Source organism: Sporocytophaga myxococcoides DSM 11118 (assembly GCF_000426725.1).
Taxonomy (GTDB): domain Bacteria; phylum Bacteroidota; class Bacteroidia; order Cytophagales; family Cytophagaceae; genus Sporocytophaga; species Sporocytophaga myxococcoides.
In genome coordinates, this window is record NZ_AUFX01000006.1 from 385,798 (window position 1) to 403,108 (window position 17,311).

15 protein-coding genes and 1 riboswitch are annotated in these 17,311 nt (G+C 36.3%); of the genes, 5 read left to right on the forward strand and 10 right to left on the reverse strand.

Features of this window, described 5'->3' with window-relative positions; genetic code table 11:
• Positions 1 to 11: 11 nt before the first annotated feature.
• The 3 genes from thiC to prmC all read right to left on the reverse strand — a co-directional run bounded on the left by thiC (position 12) and on the right by prmC (position 3,175).
• Positions 12 to 1,871: a phosphomethylpyrimidine synthase ThiC gene (gene thiC / locus K350_RS0110185; protein ID WP_028979826.1), complete on the reverse strand. Its 1,860-nt coding sequence runs from the start codon at positions 1,869 to 1,871 to the stop codon at positions 12 to 14.
• Between the two features lie 25 nt (positions 1,872 to 1,896).
• On the reverse strand, positions 1,897 to 2,097 hold the full coding sequence (gene thiS, locus K350_RS0110190; RefSeq protein ID WP_028979827.1) for a sulfur carrier protein ThiS: 201 nt from the start codon (positions 2,095 to 2,097) through the stop codon (positions 1,897 to 1,899).
• A 51-nt stretch (positions 2,098 to 2,148) separates the two neighbouring features.
• A riboswitch (TPP riboswitch) is annotated at positions 2,149 to 2,240 on the reverse strand.
• Between the two features lie 80 nt (positions 2,241 to 2,320).
• On the reverse strand, positions 2,321 to 3,175 hold the full coding sequence (gene prmC, locus K350_RS0110195; protein WP_245598595.1) for a peptide chain release factor N(5)-glutamine methyltransferase: 855 nt from the start codon (positions 3,173 to 3,175) through the stop codon (positions 2,321 to 2,323).
• 593 nt (positions 3,176 to 3,768) lie between these two features.
• Here prmC and K350_RS28215 point away from each other — a divergent pair.
• On the forward strand, positions 3,769 to 4,980 hold the full coding sequence (locus tag K350_RS28215) for a M57 family metalloprotease (RefSeq protein ID WP_245598597.1): 1,212 nt from the start codon (positions 3,769 to 3,771) through the stop codon (positions 4,978 to 4,980).
• A gap of 196 nt (positions 4,981 to 5,176) precedes the next feature.
• Here the strand turns inward: K350_RS28215 and K350_RS0110205 are convergent, their stop codons facing one another.
• The 4 genes from K350_RS0110205 to K350_RS0110220 form a co-directional block, all read right to left on the reverse strand.
• Positions 5,177 to 6,073: a slipin family protein gene (locus K350_RS0110205; RefSeq protein WP_028979829.1), complete on the reverse strand. Its 897-nt coding sequence runs from the start codon at positions 6,071 to 6,073 to the stop codon at positions 5,177 to 5,179.
• Between the two features lie 297 nt (positions 6,074 to 6,370).
• Positions 6,371 to 6,553 (reverse strand): hypothetical protein, encoded by a 183-nt coding sequence (locus tag K350_RS32720; protein ID WP_028979830.1) that lies wholly within the window; start codon positions 6,551 to 6,553, stop codon positions 6,371 to 6,373.
• A gap of 136 nt (positions 6,554 to 6,689) precedes the next feature.
• Complete coding sequence (locus K350_RS0110215; protein ID WP_028979831.1) at positions 6,690 to 7,979, reverse strand: T9SS type A sorting domain-containing protein; 1,290 nt, start codon at positions 7,977 to 7,979, stop codon at positions 6,690 to 6,692.
• A 219-nt stretch (positions 7,980 to 8,198) separates the two neighbouring features.
• Positions 8,199 to 9,035 carry a hypothetical protein gene (locus K350_RS0110220; protein ID WP_028979832.1) on the reverse strand — a complete coding sequence of 279 codons (837 nt, stop codon included), beginning with the start codon at positions 9,033 to 9,035 and terminating at the stop codon, positions 8,199 to 8,201.
• A 145-nt stretch (positions 9,036 to 9,180) separates the two neighbouring features.
• On the opposite strand from K350_RS0110220, the gene K350_RS0110225 reads away from it, so the two are divergent.
• On the forward strand, positions 9,181 to 9,423 hold the full coding sequence (locus tag K350_RS0110225) for a hypothetical protein (protein ID WP_028979833.1): 243 nt from the start codon (positions 9,181 to 9,183) through the stop codon (positions 9,421 to 9,423).
• A gap of 305 nt (positions 9,424 to 9,728) precedes the next feature.
• On the opposite strand, the gene K350_RS0110230 is transcribed toward K350_RS0110225, so the two are convergent.
• Positions 9,729 to 10,322, reverse strand: coding sequence for a Crp/Fnr family transcriptional regulator (locus K350_RS0110230; protein ID WP_028979834.1), 594 nt, complete (start codon positions 10,320 to 10,322; stop codon positions 9,729 to 9,731).
• A 373-nt stretch (positions 10,323 to 10,695) separates the two neighbouring features.
• Between K350_RS0110230 and K350_RS0110240 the strand changes: the two genes are divergently transcribed.
• The 3 genes from K350_RS0110240 (at position 10,696) to K350_RS0110250 (ending at position 13,746) form a co-directional block, all read left to right on the forward strand.
• A complete protein-coding gene (locus tag K350_RS0110240; RefSeq protein ID WP_028979835.1) occupies positions 10,696 to 12,081 on the forward strand; it encodes a hypothetical protein in 1,386 nt (461 codons plus the stop codon).
• Between the two features lie 79 nt (positions 12,082 to 12,160).
• Positions 12,161 to 12,730 (forward strand): Crp/Fnr family transcriptional regulator, encoded by a 570-nt coding sequence (locus tag K350_RS28220; protein WP_051313029.1) that lies wholly within the window; start codon positions 12,161 to 12,163, stop codon positions 12,728 to 12,730.
• 68 nt (positions 12,731 to 12,798) lie between these two features.
• The gene (locus tag K350_RS0110250; RefSeq protein WP_028979836.1) at positions 12,799 to 13,746 is read left to right on the forward strand and encodes an alpha/beta fold hydrolase; all 948 of its coding nucleotides are present in this window, start codon (positions 12,799 to 12,801) and stop codon (positions 13,744 to 13,746) included.
• A 239-nt stretch (positions 13,747 to 13,985) separates the two neighbouring features.
• On the opposite strand, the gene K350_RS0110255 is transcribed toward K350_RS0110250, so the two are convergent.
• Both K350_RS0110255 and K350_RS0110260 read right to left on the reverse strand, forming a co-directional pair.
• Complete coding sequence (locus K350_RS0110255; RefSeq protein ID WP_028979837.1) at positions 13,986 to 15,419, reverse strand: T9SS type A sorting domain-containing protein; 1,434 nt, start codon at positions 15,417 to 15,419, stop codon at positions 13,986 to 13,988.
• A 341-nt stretch (positions 15,420 to 15,760) separates the two neighbouring features.
• A complete protein-coding gene (locus tag K350_RS0110260) occupies positions 15,761 to 17,167 on the reverse strand; it encodes a T9SS type A sorting domain-containing protein (protein WP_156026993.1) in 1,407 nt (468 codons plus the stop codon).
• Between the last annotated feature and the right edge of the window lie 144 nt (positions 17,168 to 17,311).

Here is a 17,311-nt window from a genome sequence, read left to right on the forward strand (position 1 = left end):
TTCAGGGAAATCTATATATAGATTTCGCCCCCAGTCTTCGTAAACTCAGAAGATTTCTCTTTCATTCCAGCCTCAAGAGCTTCCTGTTCTGACAATCCTTGTTTCTCTGCAAAATCACGAACATCCTGAGTAATTTTCATAGAGCAGAAGTTCGGTCCGCACATAGAGCAGAAGTGTGCAACTTTAGCTCCTTCAGCAGGCAATGTCTCGTCATGATATTCTCTCGCTGTATCCGGATCAAGGGAAAGGTTGAACTGATCTTCCCATCTGAATTCAAATCTCGCTTTGCTCAATGCATTGTCACGATATTGAGCTCCCGGATGTCCTTTGGCAAGATCGGCAGCGTGGGCTGCAATTTTATAAGTAATTACACCATCTTTTACGTCTTTCTTGTTTGGAAGACCGAGGTGTTCTTTAGGAGTTACATAACAAAGCATTGCACAACCAAACCATCCTATCATTGCAGCACCTATTGCTGAAGTGATATGGTCATAACCTGGAGCAATGTCTGTAGTCAATGGCCCTAGCGTGTAGAAAGGTGCTTCATGACACTCTCTCAACTGCTTATCCATGTTTTCTTTGATAAGGTGCATTGGCACGTGACCAGGACCTTCGATCATTACCTGTACATCATGCTTCCATGCGATCTTGGTCAATTCGCCAAGAGTTTCAAGCTCTCCGAACTGAGCAGCATCGTTGGCATCAGCAATAGAGCCAGGACGTAAGCCATCACCAAGAGAGAATGCAACATCATAAGCTTTCATGATTTCGCAAATCTCTTCGAAGTGCGTATATAAAAAGTTTTCTTTGTGATGTGCAAGGCACCATTTAGCCATGATAGAACCACCTCTTGACACGATACCTGTTACCCTTTTCGCAGTAAGCGGTACATATCTTAAAAGTACACCGGCATGAATAGTGAAGTAATCCACTCCCTGTTCAGCTTGCTCGATCAATGTGTCCCTGAAGATTTCCCATGTAAGGTCTTCGGCTTTACCGTTTACTTTTTCAAGCGCCTGGTAGATTGGTACAGTTCCGATAGGTACCGGAGAGTTTCTGATGATCCACTCTCTTGTTTCATGGATGTTCTTTCCTGTAGAAAGGTCCATGATAGTATCTGCTCCCCATCTGCAAGCCCATACAGCCTTCTCTACTTCTTCTTCTATACTTGAAGTAACGGCAGAGTTACCGATGTTTGCATTGATTTTTACCAGGAAGTTTCTTCCGATGATCATCGGTTCACTTTCAGGGTGGTTTATATTGTTTGGTATAATAGCTCTTCCCGCAGTAATCTCATCTCTTACGAACTCCGGTGTGATAAAACCTTTAGGAGTATTTGCACCGAAACTATGACCTGCATGCTGACAGCCAGGATTCTGAATCTCCTGTATTCTTTGATTCTCACGGATTGCAATGTATTCCATTTCTGGTGTAACTATACCTTTTTTAGCATAGTGCAGTTGGCTTACATTCTGTCCTTTCTTAGCCTTTAGTGGTTTCTTAATATGTTCAAAACGGAGATGATCAAGCTCAGTGTTATAAAACCTTTGTTTTCCATATTCCGAAGAGATTTCCGAAAGCTCTTCCACGTCACCTCTTTGCAATATCCACTCTTCACGAAGTCTTGGAAGTCCCTTTTTTACATTGATCTCAACTTCTGGATCTGTATATGGACCACTGGTGTCATAGACTGTAACCGCAGGGTTTTTCTCTGTTTTATTGTTATTGAATTTAAAAACAGTATCAGTCAGAGAGATCTCTCTCATTGCCACCTTTATATCATGGAAAGTACCTTTCACATAGATTTTACGCGATCCTGTATATGGATCTCTTGTGATGCTTTCTGCTGATGGAATTTTGTCTTTTCTCATATTAAAATGGTTAAAATATAAAGAATCAGCCTCCTTGCGTGGCTCTGATGATTGTTACTTTGTCTTGATCTTTGAGGGTTTGAGTTGCCCAGTGTTTTTTAGGCAAAACCCTGTCATTGATGGCTACAGCCACACCTTTGGACTCCTTAATATTGAGCTGGTCCAGTAAGGAGCTAAGCTTGTCTGATGTTATTGGTGTTCTTTCGTTGTTGACAATCACTTCCATTTATTTGGAATTTAGTTGTATGCAACGATTTCAGGAGATTGGAGATAAAGAGAGAGGTCTTTAACTTTTCCCTTCGTCAGTACTAACTGAATCAGGTTCCAAGGGTATAATCTCAGCCTTTTCCGGCACCCCTAAAGTCGCTTGAAAGTAAAAATAAGTTAATTTTAATTCCGATCCAAATTAAACTTATTCTAATCCATAAGTCCTTGTCACTGTATTTTGTTCAATTATTTTTTTCTCCGGCAACGATCCGGTCTTTCCCATTCAGATCTTTAATGACCCGAATATTCTGAAAATCAAAACTTCTTAACACTTCGGCTGTTTCTTTTCCGAGTTGTTCATTGATCTCAAAATAGATTTTCCCGCCTGGTTTTAAGAGGTTAGTGGCAAGCTTAGTCAGGGCTTTGTAAAATATCAGAGGATTTTCATCTTCGACAAAAAGGGCAAGGTGAGGCTCATAATCAAGCACATTGGAGTGCATGAGTTTTTTTTCGCTTTCTTTTACATAAGGTGGATTACTGACAAAAATATCCAGATTATCCGGAAGCTTACCTAAATCTGGTTCAAGAAGATTGTTCTGGATAAAAGTAACTGGGGCATTATTTAATTCGGCATTTGACCAAGCTGTTTGCAACGCTTCATTGCTGATATCAACTGCAAATGCTTGTGAGTTATTTAGCTCAGCACCGAGACTGATAGCTATGCACCCACTGCCTGTGCAGGCGTCTAATAGACGAAGGTTCTGTTTCTCCTTATATTCGTTAATGATGAGATGAACGAGTTCTTCTGTTTCAAACCTTGGAATCAATACATGTTTATTGACTTTAAATTTTCTATCGTAAAACCAGGTCTCGCCTGTGATATACTGGACAGGTTCTGCAGTGTTTATTCTTTTGATTAATGAAGACAATTCTTCTTCATTGACTTCAGCTGCCCTTTGATTCAGCAATGCATCACTCCTACTGATATTCCAGAAATGCTCCATAAGAATGTAAGCTATACTTTCTGCTTCGCTTTTATCATAGACAGTAATGGCTGTAGCTATTTTTTTAAGGAGATCGGACGGGAGTAGTTGCACGGGTGATTTGGTTTGAGGAGGCAAGTTAGGGGAAAAATCTGATTATGTAAATTACAAGTAGAGACGACATGCATGGCGTTTCTCTTGGCAATAACAATTATATTATTCAATGATTCCCCTATAATTTGTGAACTATTATAATTACAAAATTAAATGATTTTTGAAAGTTGAAAAGTTTGCTGTGACTGAACGTTTTAAGAAGCTTTCATGGATTCTCAACAACAATAAAGAATCTAACAATTAAAGATAAGTTATCACTCCTAACCTCTAATGCACACCCATTTACCCAAAAATGACTAAATTTGGCTATTTTTTTCTACAAAGGACCTACTCACTTTTGCATTCAATTATCAATCTAAAGAAGGATTAAAATTTTATTTGTCATATCGCAAATGGACTGCGATGTGAGATTTTAAGTTTGAGTTATCTATCGCCAATAACCTCTGTTAAGACACAAGTAAAATTGAAAAAACCGGATTTCAAATCACCATGAAAAATATGATAGAATAGAAACCATGCTAGCTATCATTACCTATCGGAGGACTTAAAGCACTCAACCTATTTTAATATAAACATTTTCAAACTAAATTTTTATGATAAAAAAACGAATCACCTATATAGCGTTAATGCTATGCTTAACAACAGGTTTGTTCTCTTGCAAAAAAAATGAAGGAGACCTTTCTAAATCTGATCAGAAAAAATCTCAAGTGCCGGATGATATCATTGCATCTTTAAAATCTGCTGGCTATAATACCCGCTCTGTTATAAAACAAGACAATGGCTACATCGTGGAAGGAGATATTTTTCTTACAGAAGCTGACATAGCTAATTCTTCTGCCCTTAGAACAAGCAAAACAGATCAATACCGCACAACAAATATCATTACAGGATTACCAAGAGTAATTACAGTAGCTGTTTCTTCGTCTCTGGGCTCCAACTTCGTTCAGGCAACAGACAAGGCAATTGCTAGATACAATGGAATAACATTGGGGCTTACATTTCAACGCGTAACAAGCGGGGCTAACATCACAATAAATGGTTTTTATAACGTATCTGGTATATTGGGATATGCGGGTTTTCCAACAGCATCAGGTAATCCATACAATCTGATAAATCTGAATACTTATCAGTTTGGAACCGGGGCCAACATAGACTATCTAGCTACCGTTATCCAGCATGAACTTGGTCACACTATCGGAATGAGACACACAGACTATATGGACAGAAGCTATAGCTGTGGTGGTGCATATGACAACGAAGGGGCGTCGACTGAAGGTGCGATTCAAGTTCCAAACACTCCTTCTGCTGTGGATCCCAATTCTTTCATGTTAGCCTGCACAAATGGAGGAAACAGGTCATTTAATTCTTATGATGTTTTTGGACTTAATGCACTTTATCCGAAAAACTCAGACAGACGTCCTGTATTATCGTTTTATAGTCCTCAGGGCGCTGACCATTATTTCGGCATGGGAGGTATGACCACAAACAGCTATTGGAATTATGAAAATATTCAATTTTACGCACACAACTCCCAACTACCTGGTTCCATTCCGATTTACGTTTATTACAGTCCTCAAGGAGCTGACCATTATTACACCACTAATGGAAATATGAGTCTCAATAACTACTGGCAAAATCAAGGTGTGGCTTTTTATGCATATAATTACCAGGCTCCGGGCACTATACCAATTCATGTTTATTATAGCGCACAGGGAGCTGATCATTATTATATGACCTCAAAAGGGCTTGATGGACAAAGCTATTGGGCATACCAAGGAATAGCATTTTATGCATTCCCAAAGTAATCTGAACCATCGTTTATAATTAAAAAGGCTGTCCTGAATTTTTAGACAGCCTTTTTGGGGAAATTTGATATTTTTCCTATTATCTGTTATAAGATACTAATGATGCCATCTATTTAAGCGATGGCATCATTTTTTTTCCTCTTTTTCTATCCCAGAGAACAGTAAGACTTTTATGCGAAGCTGCTTTAGTTCAACCTCACTGGGCCTGTACTTTGGGATTCTTGTTATTTATTCCATTTGAAAATCCTGTTACTCCTTCCTTTGCTCCTAACTGCATAGAATCTATCGCAGAACTTGGCACAATAACAAAAGTGGAATTTTTCTTTAATCCTTCATAAAGCATATTCATCGCTCTTAAATGAAGCGCAACAGGATCGTTTGCATAAGTTTTTGCTGCTTCTCCAAATTTTTCTGCCACTTGTCTTTCCGAATCTCCAAGGATAACTCTGGCCTGTCTTTCTCTTTCAGCCTGGGCCTGCATAGACATGGCATCTTCCAATCCCGGAGGGATCAATACATCTTTCACCTCTACGGAATTCACTCTGATGCCCCAAGGTTCTGTGCGTTCATCTATAATTGTCTGTAAAACATTACTGATTTTGTCTCTTCCTTCAAGCATTTCAGAAAGTAAGGTTTTACCAATAACATCACGCAGAGCAGTTTGAGCTGCCCAATTGATCGCACTATGATAGTCTGCAACTTCTAAGGAAGCTTTGACTGGATCTAAGACTTTCCAGAATAAAACTGCGTCAACACTAACAGGCACTGAATCTTTTGTTAGTGTTTTCTCTGCATTAAAAGAAGTTGCGATTACTCTGGTATCAATCCAGTAAGGGATAGTTTCAATGATTGGTACAATAAAGAACATTCCGGGACCTTTTAATCTGCGAAAATTACCTAAATGAAGTACAAGAGCCTTATCCCAGGGATTTGCAATTTTTATGGAGGATGAAACAACTAAAGCAAGTATAAACGAAAATAAGCTGACCGAAATAAATGAAGGCGACATTCCGAAAGAAATATATCCCAATAAAATGCCTATAATAAGCATAACAAAGAAAATTAGCGTAGGAACAGCGTTTGATGACTTCATTGAATTATCAATTTAATCAATACCAAACATCGTTATTCGCGTTAATGTTTAGAGGAAATAGCTAAGGGATAGAATAATAGATACTCTTTATTAGACTCCAATTTAACTCATATACGTATCCCTATTTGACATTCCCTGCTTAACTATTGTGTTTTTTGCCCATAATTAAATAAGTCCGTTTATTACTGATAATAACATCCATTGTCCAAGTTTGAGAAGATTGTAAGAATAGTCTTTTTACAATTGAAGAAGTTTGTAAAATTAACGAGAGCAAGTGCAACTGTGCCACATAGCAAGTCAAAAGAAATCCAATACTCTGCATCTGGCCATTGTCCATATCTCTTGTTTTTCATTCCAGTTTGTGATTGTAACCGCAGGCTGAATGCTGCTTATTTCCATATCTCCGACAAATGTTTGAGCTATAAAGGCTACACCTGTGAGGACATTTGCTATCAAGATTGGAATATTAATTTTTCTCATTGTGTATCTTTTTTTACAATGGTGATTTAAAAAGATCACAATTCATTTGATAATCAAATTCGTCTTTTTGAGGGAATTACAAATTTGATATGTCACTCATTTAGACATCCATACATGGCATAACGAAGAAGGAAGGTCATTCATCTCTGATTATTATTCTGTCTTGCATTATTACGTTTCCACCTTCCACTACTCGGATTAAATAGATACCACTTGTGAGGTGGTCTCGTTGTAAAACAAATGACTGACCGCAAATATTTTTTTCTTCTCTTACAAGTCTTCCAAAATTATCATACAAATGAAAGGAGGCCAGATTAAAATTCACTGACGCTTCTATAATAGCCAAATTCATAGTTGGATTCGGGTAAATCGTATGACTGGCATTCTTCGAACCATGAAGCACTTCGATACCGGTGACAGGAACATTTGAGGAAGCATAACCAATACCGAATTTTCCACTATTAAAAATATCATCTCCTGCAAACCACATTTTAATTACAGAACCATCCAACAGAACCGAAGGAGATCTAATCTCTCTTGATGTCCATGAAAAATCAGACTTCTCAAAAATATCAGATGGATCTTCAATGAAAGAATCTATGCCATTAGGAGAATAAGCATGATGCAGAGCTGTTTGATGCCATTGAGGGTTTTCAAGTACAACGTCATAATATAGATGTAGGACATTACTAATTACTACTGCTGCTGGTGTTGAATATCCGTAATAAGACTTTGAGGCTGGATATAAACTGCTTTGACTAAGAACTTTTTGTGGTGTGTTAAACGTAAATCCATCCTCAGAAACACAAAGACCGATGACCGATTGTCCTGCAGGATAACTAGTATCCTGCCTTGCTCCTACTCCTGTAAAATAAAGGTATACTTTATTATTATAAACAACTGCTCCCGGTTCAGCTACAGAATAACTTTTCCAGTCCGTTGCAATTCCTGAAGGAGTCAGAATTATTTTATCTTTTACCCAGAATATACCATCAATTGAGGTGGCGTGACCGATAGCTGCCTGACCCGGTTGTCCACCTTCAGGAACAGCTGTGTAATACATATGATACAATGAATTAAAATGTATTACGGAAGGAGTCTCAACTCCCTTACTATCCCACGCTTCAGGATCTTCATCATTTACAAGAAGAGCACTTGAATCTGTAAGTGCCCATGTCAATCCATCAGCAGACTTCATCAGATAGGGTAAGACATTACCTTCAAAAGGGCCTTTTTTCCCGTTTGGAGAGGTAAGATACATCCAGTATTCCTTATCTACTTTTAATACACATGGATCATTCCAAACTCCTGGATTTGGCTGGGAGAACGATATAACCGGATTGCTAGAGGAAGGCGAAAAGTTTTGTCCAAATAACAAACATGGAAAAGCTAAACTTAAGATTCCAGCTATAAAAAATAGTTTCATATTCAAAGTTTTATTATTTCAATTTATAAGGACCGGCAAAATACTTATTTCTACAAATCTTAAGAAAGATAAACCATAAATATTTGGATTTAAAGCCAATGCCCAAAATTTTCGAGATATTAAAAAGTATTATATGTTGATATTATTAAAGTATCCTAAGAAGGCACAAATGAGAGATATAACCGCTTATGAAATAAGCATCTTTAGCAAGTACATTCGCTACTTTTTATCCTTTAACCAGAAAAAATATAGTCCCATAAGAACCTGATACGCTGGCAAGTTTTTACCCTCACTATACACTGTAAATGCAGGTTCAATAAAAATATTAACGATTGTATTACCCGCTTTAAAGACCTGTCCGATACCTATTCCTATAGGAATTAATATTTTTTTGTTATTAAAGTCGAAGATACAAGTCGCCCCCATACTTCTTCCATACAAGCCATTCCCCATACTCAATACCAATGCAGGTTGGAATGTCAGATATCCACCTCCATTTTGTAACGAATCATTGCCAAAGACGGAAGTCCGATAAGTAGCTAATCCACCTGTAATAATACCCGACGGGTTAACATGAGTAATGAGAGTGCTACCGCCAAACTGCCACTGATCAACTCCCAGTGCAGAACTACTGGCGCTAGGAATACTCACTAAGGGCCCTATTCCAAAATGTATTCTTGAACTATCATTTGTCAAACGTATAATATCGAAAATATTAATATTACCAATGCCCGATTTATAACCATCAGGTGTAGCAATGGAGACAAACGGTAAAGTAGCTCGAACCATATGCCTCTTAGTTCCAAAAAGTCCACGAAGCAACAATACATTTCCCACTTCTGCGGTACCCTGAATTTTAGGAGAATAATAATTATCAATATTCAGTGCGCTTGAGTGTTTCCATGGGCTACCAAATCCTTTAAAGGGATTTGGTGATTCCACATTTATCTTTGAAGGCACGGCATTTTGAGGATCCGGAGTCGAATAGGTATTGGTTTGCGCAATAGCTATTTTCGAAATGACAACCACTCCAATAAACAGTAAGCCCCATTTCATTTGTTCAACCTATTTGCACGCAATGCGTGTATTGTTACACCACTAAAACAATGATTGCAAATATATGTTTATCAATTACCTCATACCGTTTATATTCTTATAGGCTCCTGCTCTAATTTTTAAATAAAAGAATCTGATTAAAAATATGACTATAACGAGCAAGCAAACCATCATTAGCATCATCTTCATCAAGGATGATGAGGATGAAATCAATACTATTATGCTATTGACAACAGGAAAACCCTTTAATAAAATTATCTGGCATATATTTTCCGTGAGATCAAAAAATGCAGCTATGATTGGCAATAAACACAACCTGTTCCATTTGCTCTTTACCGTTAAATTATACATTATACCAATAAGAGCTAGAGTAGTGAACAAAACATAGACAAAATCCAATGTCAACATTTTTAAATATAGTGCACGACCTGATATTCCAAGGACGGAATACAAGTCGTATAAATATTCATAGGAGTACCAGAACAATTGGTCAGGATTCTTAATGCCTGATGAATAGGTTAAAAATTCCGGAAGATATTTAGCAACCAAAATATATTGGAGTGCTAAAGACATTAAAAAAAAACACAAAGTATAATACCACTTTGAAATTCTGAAAATAACTTGAAAGAGCATTGTCTATCTTATTTAGGTTTATGAAGACAAAGCTATTCATGTAGAATCCAGAAAGTATTATCAATTGATAACACTTTTATCTGCGATTCTGATACTTCTCCTCAGCCTGCTTAAGGATACCGGTGTCATACCTAGATAGGATGCAATATACTTATGGGAAATTTTATGTTCGAGACCAGAATAATACTCCTGAAACTTTATATATTTTTCCATATTGGCTTGTGGTAAGAGGGTTTCGTCCTTGTTGGCCAAACGTCTCTTCTCTTGTTCCTTTAAGGTATATCCCAATTGTTGAAGCAGAGGTGACTGAGCAAAAAAAGATTTAAGATCTGTTGATTTGAACAATACCAATTCACAATCTTCAAGCGTCTCGTAATTGGCAATGGAATTTCCGTTTAAAGTTCTAAAAGTATGTGTACTCATGAATGTCCCCTCCTGATAAAAAGCAGTAGTCTTATCATTTCCAGTCTCATCAATCAAATAAGCTCTGACAGTTCCTTTTAACAGAAAAACTTCATGAGGAGTATATTGCATTGAAAATAAAAATGTCTGAGCTTTTTTCACTTGAAGCCTTTCTCCCATGCTTGCCAGCATTTCCCATTCTTCAAAGGACAAACTCCCTAATTCCATCAGAAAATCTTTTAGCTTATTCATAATTAAAGTTAAGCAAATCTTATCAAAAGAAATTGAATGCTAATTTACAACTAAAAATATATGACTTAAAAAATATTTCCATATCAAAAAAGTTAAGATACATTAATCCAGAAAGAAAGCTTTATTACCCATCTCATCCTCAACCTTACCGGACATATTTAAATAAAAAATCATTAAATGCTCCTTTCCAATTAATGAAAAATGGTTTCTGATTGACAAACGTATATCTTATCTTTTCATCATTAAAAGTAAAAAATACATCCGGTCAAGTTATAGTTTCCCTCCGTGTTTAAATGGCCGGCACCTATGGCTATAAAAATAATTTGTCGATATTGCATTCTCATCAAACATCCACAGATTTACATATTACAAAATGGACGGTTATCAATTAGAAAGACTTTACATCAATACATTTGCTGTCATTGGGATAATAATTATTGCAACAATTCAGTTTGGTATTATCTACAAATTCGGATTGAAGGGAGGTATCATCTTTGCTATAGCATTTTCATTTTTATTCACTTTAGGAAGACAGGTTTTGCTTTCATATGCAAGAGGAATGGGAGACAGTAAAGGGACCGGCCCTTCCTATGAATTTGAAGTGTTTTCTTCTCAATTATTAATTTGTCTTGCTTTGTTCGCTGTTTATAGTTTTGGCATGTATTTCTACATTGTTTACCTTAAAACAGGAGTTCTTAACAAACCTGTATTTTTCTCCTGGCTGGCAATCTGTATTGGAATACCAGTTCTATTTTTTTGCATCCGATTAATAAGATCCCAATTGACAGAAGAAGATCATAACAAAAATTATATAAGAGCACAATTTCAGCTTTTTCACTATAATGAACTTCCCTTATTTATTGAAACATTAAAAATAAAAAATACAACCAACGGTAAGGAGGCTGAAATTCAGATTCTAAATCAAAGCCGGTATCGTTCTGAAGAATTTCTTAATCAACTTAATATATGGGACAAAACCCGATATAGCAATCCTGCCGAAGAACCTAATACAACCTTTATCCCTCTAAACTCAAATGAATTATACTTATCGTGGTATTCCCCTGTTGAAGGCACCTATTTCAGCGATGTCCTGAAATTTCCAATTAATGATTTTGAGCCTAGCACGGAAGCAGATGGTCAAATGATATTAAATATCCAATTGGAAATATTTCCAAAAGGCAAGGTACACCTATACACCACAAAGGACGGGAACCGTCATACTTATCAAGTAAAATCAAAGGCGGTAAACGAAAAAGAAAAGACAAGATTTATTGAATTGTTTGATCTTTACACAGACAGCAAAAACCAAAATACTTTCACAGATACTCACAACGTTGAAGAGAACCTCAAAAGACTGCAGTCAAGGATTGATATAGAGGAAAGCCTTTTTCAATTGTCTTATAATATTTCAGCACCAGGAGATTTAAACAGCGTGTATTTTGATGACCGCCGATATTGGGGGTATAACAGCACTTACACTACATTAAATACTTTAAGCCTCAAACCTCTTCCTTATAATATTACTTTAAATTTCACCAACACAGGAAAAGAAAACCTTAAAAGCACCACAATATTCTTTGATAAAGAAAAACTATATAAAACTATTGAAAGTCTGACTAAGGAGAATAAAGATATGCCTGTTGAAATTATCATTTCTATTAAAGGCGTAGAAAAAGAAAATTTTGAAGTTATAGTAAAAGGAGTTAATCAATCAGTTGTTTTTACTGATTGGGAGAGGCATATTGAAACGGGAGAATGATTCTATAAAAAAACATTAATCCCCATTTCAATCTGAACAGCATTATAGGAGTAATAACTTTGATTTATACTTTCATACAATGAATACCGATAGGGTCCTGAAAGCCTTAAATATAATTAAACCAATCTCCAAAACAGAGGAAGAAGCCTTCTTAGGAATTACTCATGAAATATACTTGGATAAAGGAGTTTGCTGGATACAAGAAAATACTCTTTGTAATAAAATTGCCTTTATCATCAATGGCTATCTAAGAAAATTCTATAACAAAGATGGCAATGAAGTAACCGATTCATTTTACTTTGAAAACAGTTTCTGCGCTGACCTGCCTTCAATTATCGGAAGATATCCTCTTACTTCAAGCACTGTAGCAATGACTCCTACAACGCTGATCGTTTTTGACTATTCTGATTTTATGAAACTTTGCGATATGTCACACTCCTTCGAAAAAATTTACAGGATATTACTAGAGCAGACTTTTTTACAGTTCTACAAAAGGACAACCTCATTTATTTTGCAAACTCCCAAAGAGCGATATGATGAGCTTATAAAAAATCAACCACTCGTTTTACAAAGAGCAACACAATACCACATAGCATCTTATCTGGGCATTAGCTATCAGCATTTAAGCAGATTAAAATCTGAGAAATAATTTCTTCGCAAATGCGAACGAGATTTAAAGTTTCATGTTTTTTCTTTGAGCACAAAAGAAGGAAAAATATGAAGACTGAATTTCTCGAAAAAATTAAAATCAATAACTCCCAACAATGGATACTCATAAGAGGAAAGAACGCTGAAGCTCCACTTATTATCCAGGTTCAGGCTGGACCAGGCTTCCCTATGATATCGGAAGCTGATTCAATGAATAAACTTCTGAAATGGGAAGATGACTATTTAGTTGTCTACTGGGACCAAAGGGGTTGCGGAAAATCATTCAACAAGCAAACAAATCCTGAAAGCATCACCCTGGAACAATTAACGGAAGACTTAATCGATTGTACTCAATACCTTTTAAAAAAATATCACAAGAAAAAGGCTATCCTGATTGGCTATTCAATTGGCGCAACAATTTCTCTTATGGCTGCGTCAAAAGCTGGAGAGCTATATAGCAATATTTTTTTGGTTGGAATAGATATTGATATACCTTATGCGAATAGATATGCAATTGATTTTGCAAAAAAGAAAGCGAGGGAAAAAGGCAAGACAAATCTTGTGAAGCATTTAAATCACACAGACTACACTTCAGTTAAAACGTCGGATGTATTTCAAGAGCGGGCTAAGATTATTTCTAATATGGGTGGTATCATGATAAAGAAAAGATATGTTCACATACTATTGAAAACACTGACAAATATACTCTTCTGCAAGCATTATAAATTAACAGATATATTCAGAACACTGCAGGGAATGGAGTTTTGCCAAAAAGCATTGCTACCGGAAATGGATTCACTCAACCTTTTCAAAAAACAACTTAATATCATTGTTCCAGTTCATTTCATCCAAGGATTGCATGATGGAGTTGCTTCGTTTGAGACTTCAGTAAAATACTTTGAACTTCTTCAGGCTAAGCCTAAGACCTTTGAGACTTTTGAAAATTCAGCTCACATGCCACATTTAGAGGAACCTGAGAAATTTTATCGTTTGATCAAAGAGAAAAGTTTATTGTAACAATTAATCGATATTGTGCATTATATCAGCAGTATTCACTTTCAAAACATATTTATTCATGACACAAAAAATTTTGAAAAAAATTCATAAAAAAGGTTAAAAAACTGAAAGGGTTTCTGTGATTGAACGTTTTGAGACGCCATGCATGGCGTCTCTACAAGAGCTTTCAATAATTTCTCCTAAAACAAAAAAAGAAATGCCCCCATTAAGAACATTTCTTTTGTGTTTGAAAATATATATTAAAGTACTGACAACTTTCTGCTTTCAACGCCATTAGCAGTTCTGATCTGTAAAGTATACAAGCCAGGAGCCAAAGATCTCACATCGATCTTATTTCCAGAGAACGATAATTTTGATGAGCTACCGTTTTGGCTATAAGCATCAACCTCTACAATTTCTTCAGTGCTGTTAAATGTAATTTCTGAAAGAGTAGTTGGATTAGGATATAAATTATTTACTTCAACTGCTTCTTCAAAATCACCAGCTTCCCTTGAGCTGCTGTAAATAGTGCTCCAGTAATCGTAAGATACCCCTGCGCCAACATTTACTATTCCGTTTTTATCAGCATACTTTCTTGAAACCAATACTTTGCTACCTTCGATATCTACATCAAATGCGAAGTTATCACCAGCTTCAGTGCTTGTTCTGGTTTTCTTCAGAACCCATCCATTCCAGTCTTTAAGATAGAATTGAGCAGCAATTCCGTTTACAGAATATTGACCATTGTCTACTCCAACCACTGCTTTCACATTTTCAATAGCAACAGAAGTTGCCTTTAGATTTGAGATCTGAGAAGAAACCACCCATTGATTATTCTGAAGATCCAAAAAGAAAACACTTCCTGTACCATTATGATTTGGAGCACTTACAACCGCAGTATTATCTGATACATCAACTCTCTCACCAAGTCTGGCACCTGCATAAGTAGTTCCTGAAGGGAATACATTTAACTGTGACCATGTTCCATTTTTACTGAAAGTATATACTCTACCTCCTTCACTTTGCGGAGCACCAACTATTAAATAATTGTTATGAAATGCGATAGATTTACCAAATCTGGAATTAGCAATAGCATTGGAAGGTACAAGCACTTGCTTTTTAACCCACTGATTACTGACGAATTCATAAATAAATACTGCTCCAGTCTGAACACCATTAACAGTTGAAAGAGGAGAACCGATAGCAAGCGTCCCATACCCATCCAAAGCTACCTGCAATTCAGTGTTGATTACTACATCAGGGTCTGTTATACTATAGCTATAGTTATTATTCCATACGCCATTGGTTTTACCGGCAATATATACACACGGTCTTGGACCTTGAGTAATAATAGTACCAGTAACAGTTGCTGCAATGAAGTTACTGTTCAATGTCACCGAACGTCCTACGTTTGCATAGCGAAGTGAGTCTGCAGTAAGCATATAACTTCTTTCAAGGACACCATTGCTATTAAAAAGATAAACAGCGCCGGGAAGAGTTTTATTCCCATATTGATCCAGTAATATTCCATCTTCATAAGCACCGAACAAAGAGTAACCTCCAAATTGTGCCACACTTTCTCCCATATGCGCATAAGGAGTGTTAGAAGGATTCAGCATGTGAGTCTGTGAAATGGCTGAAAGCGACATAGCTCCCACCATTAAATTCATAAGAGTAAATTTTAATAATTTCATAAGTATTAAATTTTTATTGTCAATTTATAGGCTGTATTCTTGTCTTTTTTGCCTGATTCATATAAGCCTCTTTTGGATTTATAATAGCTTATTCCTGATATACTAATGCATAATTGTTTATTATAGAAACACGGTATACTCTTATTGAGGCTTGTATCTTAGACAAGACTGATAAAATGGTAATCATAAAATTGAGCTATCTAAAAAGTGGAATTACGAAAATAAATAAAAGTATTTGTTCGGATTTGAGCAGAGATAAAACATGTTCAAAACTTTTCACAGCACAAATAAAAAAGGAGTGCCTGTAGAGAGCACTCCTTTCATTTAAAAAATAAACCAAACTAAAGAACTGACAGCTTTCTGCTTTCTATGCCATTAGCAGTTCTGATCTGTAAAGTATATAAACCAGGAGTCAAAGAACTTACATCAATCTTATTTCCAGAGAAAGTTAATTTTGATGAACTTCCATTCTGACCATAAGCTTCTACGTTAAGAATTTCTTCACTACTGTTAAATGTAACTTCTGAAAGAGTTGTTGGATTTGGATATAGATTATTTACTTCAACAGCTTCTTCGAAATCAACAGCTTCTCTTGAGCTGCTATAGATAGTACTCCAATAGTCATAAGAAACACCTGCACCAACATTTGGAATTCCGTTTTTATCAGCATATTTTCTTGAAACTAATACTTTGCTGCCTTCAATATCAACATCATATCCAAAACTATCACCAGCTTCAGTGCTTGTTCTCGTTTTCTTCAGAACCCAGCCATTCCAATCTTTAAGATAGAACTGAGCAGATACTCCGTCTACCCCAACCACAGCCTTTACGTTTTCAATAGCAACAGAAGAAGCTCTAACATTAGAGATCTGAGAAGCAACTGTCCACTGATTATTCTGAAGATCTAAAAAGAAAACACTTCCTGTTCCATTGTGGGTGGGAGCACTTACAACTGCTGTATTATCAGAAACATCAACATTCTGTCCTAATGCACCTGCATAAGTAGTTCCAGAAGAAGGAAATACATTTAGTTGAGACCATGTTCCGTTTTTAGAATAGGTATATACTCTACCTCCTTGACTTCCAGGAGCACCAACCATTAAGTAATTATTATGAAAGGCTATAGATCTTCCGAAAAGCCCATCAGCAACCACATTTGATGGAGTAAGTACTTGTTTTTTAACCCACGTAGAACCGTTAAACTCATAAATAAAAACAGCTCCGGTCTTAACACCATTTACCGTCGCATCAGGAGAACCGATAGCAAGCGTTCCATAACCATCCAATGCAACCTGTAGAGTTGTAGATATAGTAACATCAGAATCAATTATGCTATAGCTAAAGTTATTATTCCATACACCATTGGTTTTACCAGCTATAACTGCACAAGGTCTCGGAGATGAAGACATAACAAAACCAGTAAAAGATGCAGCAACGAAATTACTATTCAAGGATACAGAACGACCTACATTCGCAACCTGCATAGAATCTGCAGTAAGTTTGAAACTTCTTTCAAGGACGCCATTATTGTAAAGATAAACAGCTCCATGATAAGTTTTGGATCCCGATGGAGTTATAATGCCATCTTCGTATGCACCAAATGCAGAGTAACCGCCATACTGTGCTACACTTTCTCCCATATGCGCATAAGGCACATTAGAAGAGTTAATCATGTGGGTTTGGGAAATTGCTGAAAGCGACATCGCTCCCACCATCAAATTCATTAGAGTAAATTTTAATAATCTCATAAGATTTTTTTTGTTTACGGCAATTTAGGCCATGAATCCAAGAGCTTACTGACAGATTTATATAAGTATCTTTTGAGTTAACAAAGAAACAATTTCAATGTATCATTGTACATACTATTCAAATTTGAAAAATACACCTAAGAA

What these genes read in the sequence shown, in the direction of transcription:
- K350_RS0110260 (WP_156026993.1), bottom strand. Translation starts at nt 17,167, where the DNA reads ATGAGATTATTAAAATTTACTCTAATGAATTTGATGGTGGGAGCGATG.
- K350_RS0110230 (WP_028979834.1), bottom strand. Translation starts at nt 10,322, where the DNA reads ATGAATAAGCTAAAAGATTTTCTGATGGAATTAGGGAGTTTGTCCTTT.
- K350_RS0110225 (WP_028979833.1), top strand. Translation starts at nt 9,181, where the DNA reads ATGACTATAACGAGCAAGCAAACCATCATTAGCATCATCTTCATCAAG.
- thiS (WP_028979827.1), bottom strand. Translation starts at nt 2,097, where the DNA reads ATGGAAGTGATTGTCAACAACGAAAGAACACCAATAACATCAGACAAG.
- K350_RS0110250 (WP_028979836.1), top strand. Translation starts at nt 12,799, where the DNA reads ATGAAGACTGAATTTCTCGAAAAAATTAAAATCAATAACTCCCAACAA.
- K350_RS0110255 (WP_028979837.1), bottom strand. Translation starts at nt 15,419, where the DNA reads ATGAAATTATTAAAATTTACTCTTATGAATTTAATGGTGGGAGCTATG.
- K350_RS28215 (WP_245598597.1), top strand. Translation starts at nt 3,769, where the DNA reads ATGATAAAAAAACGAATCACCTATATAGCGTTAATGCTATGCTTAACA.
- K350_RS0110220 (WP_028979832.1), bottom strand. Translation starts at nt 9,035, where the DNA reads ATGAAATGGGGCTTACTGTTTATTGGAGTGGTTGTCATTTCGAAAATA.
- K350_RS0110205 (WP_028979829.1), bottom strand. Translation starts at nt 6,073, where the DNA reads ATGAAGTCATCAAACGCTGTTCCTACGCTAATTTTCTTTGTTATGCTT.
- K350_RS28220 (WP_051313029.1), top strand. Translation starts at nt 12,161, where the DNA reads ATGAATACCGATAGGGTCCTGAAAGCCTTAAATATAATTAAACCAATC.
- K350_RS0110240 (WP_028979835.1), top strand. Translation starts at nt 10,696, where the DNA reads ATGGACGGTTATCAATTAGAAAGACTTTACATCAATACATTTGCTGTC.
- K350_RS0110215 (WP_028979831.1), bottom strand. Translation starts at nt 7,979, where the DNA reads ATGAAACTATTTTTTATAGCTGGAATCTTAAGTTTAGCTTTTCCATGT.
- thiC (WP_028979826.1), bottom strand. Translation starts at nt 1,871, where the DNA reads ATGAGAAAAGACAAAATTCCATCAGCAGAAAGCATCACAAGAGATCCA.
- K350_RS32720 (WP_028979830.1), bottom strand. Translation starts at nt 6,553, where the DNA reads ATGAGAAAAATTAATATTCCAATCTTGATAGCAAATGTCCTCACAGGT.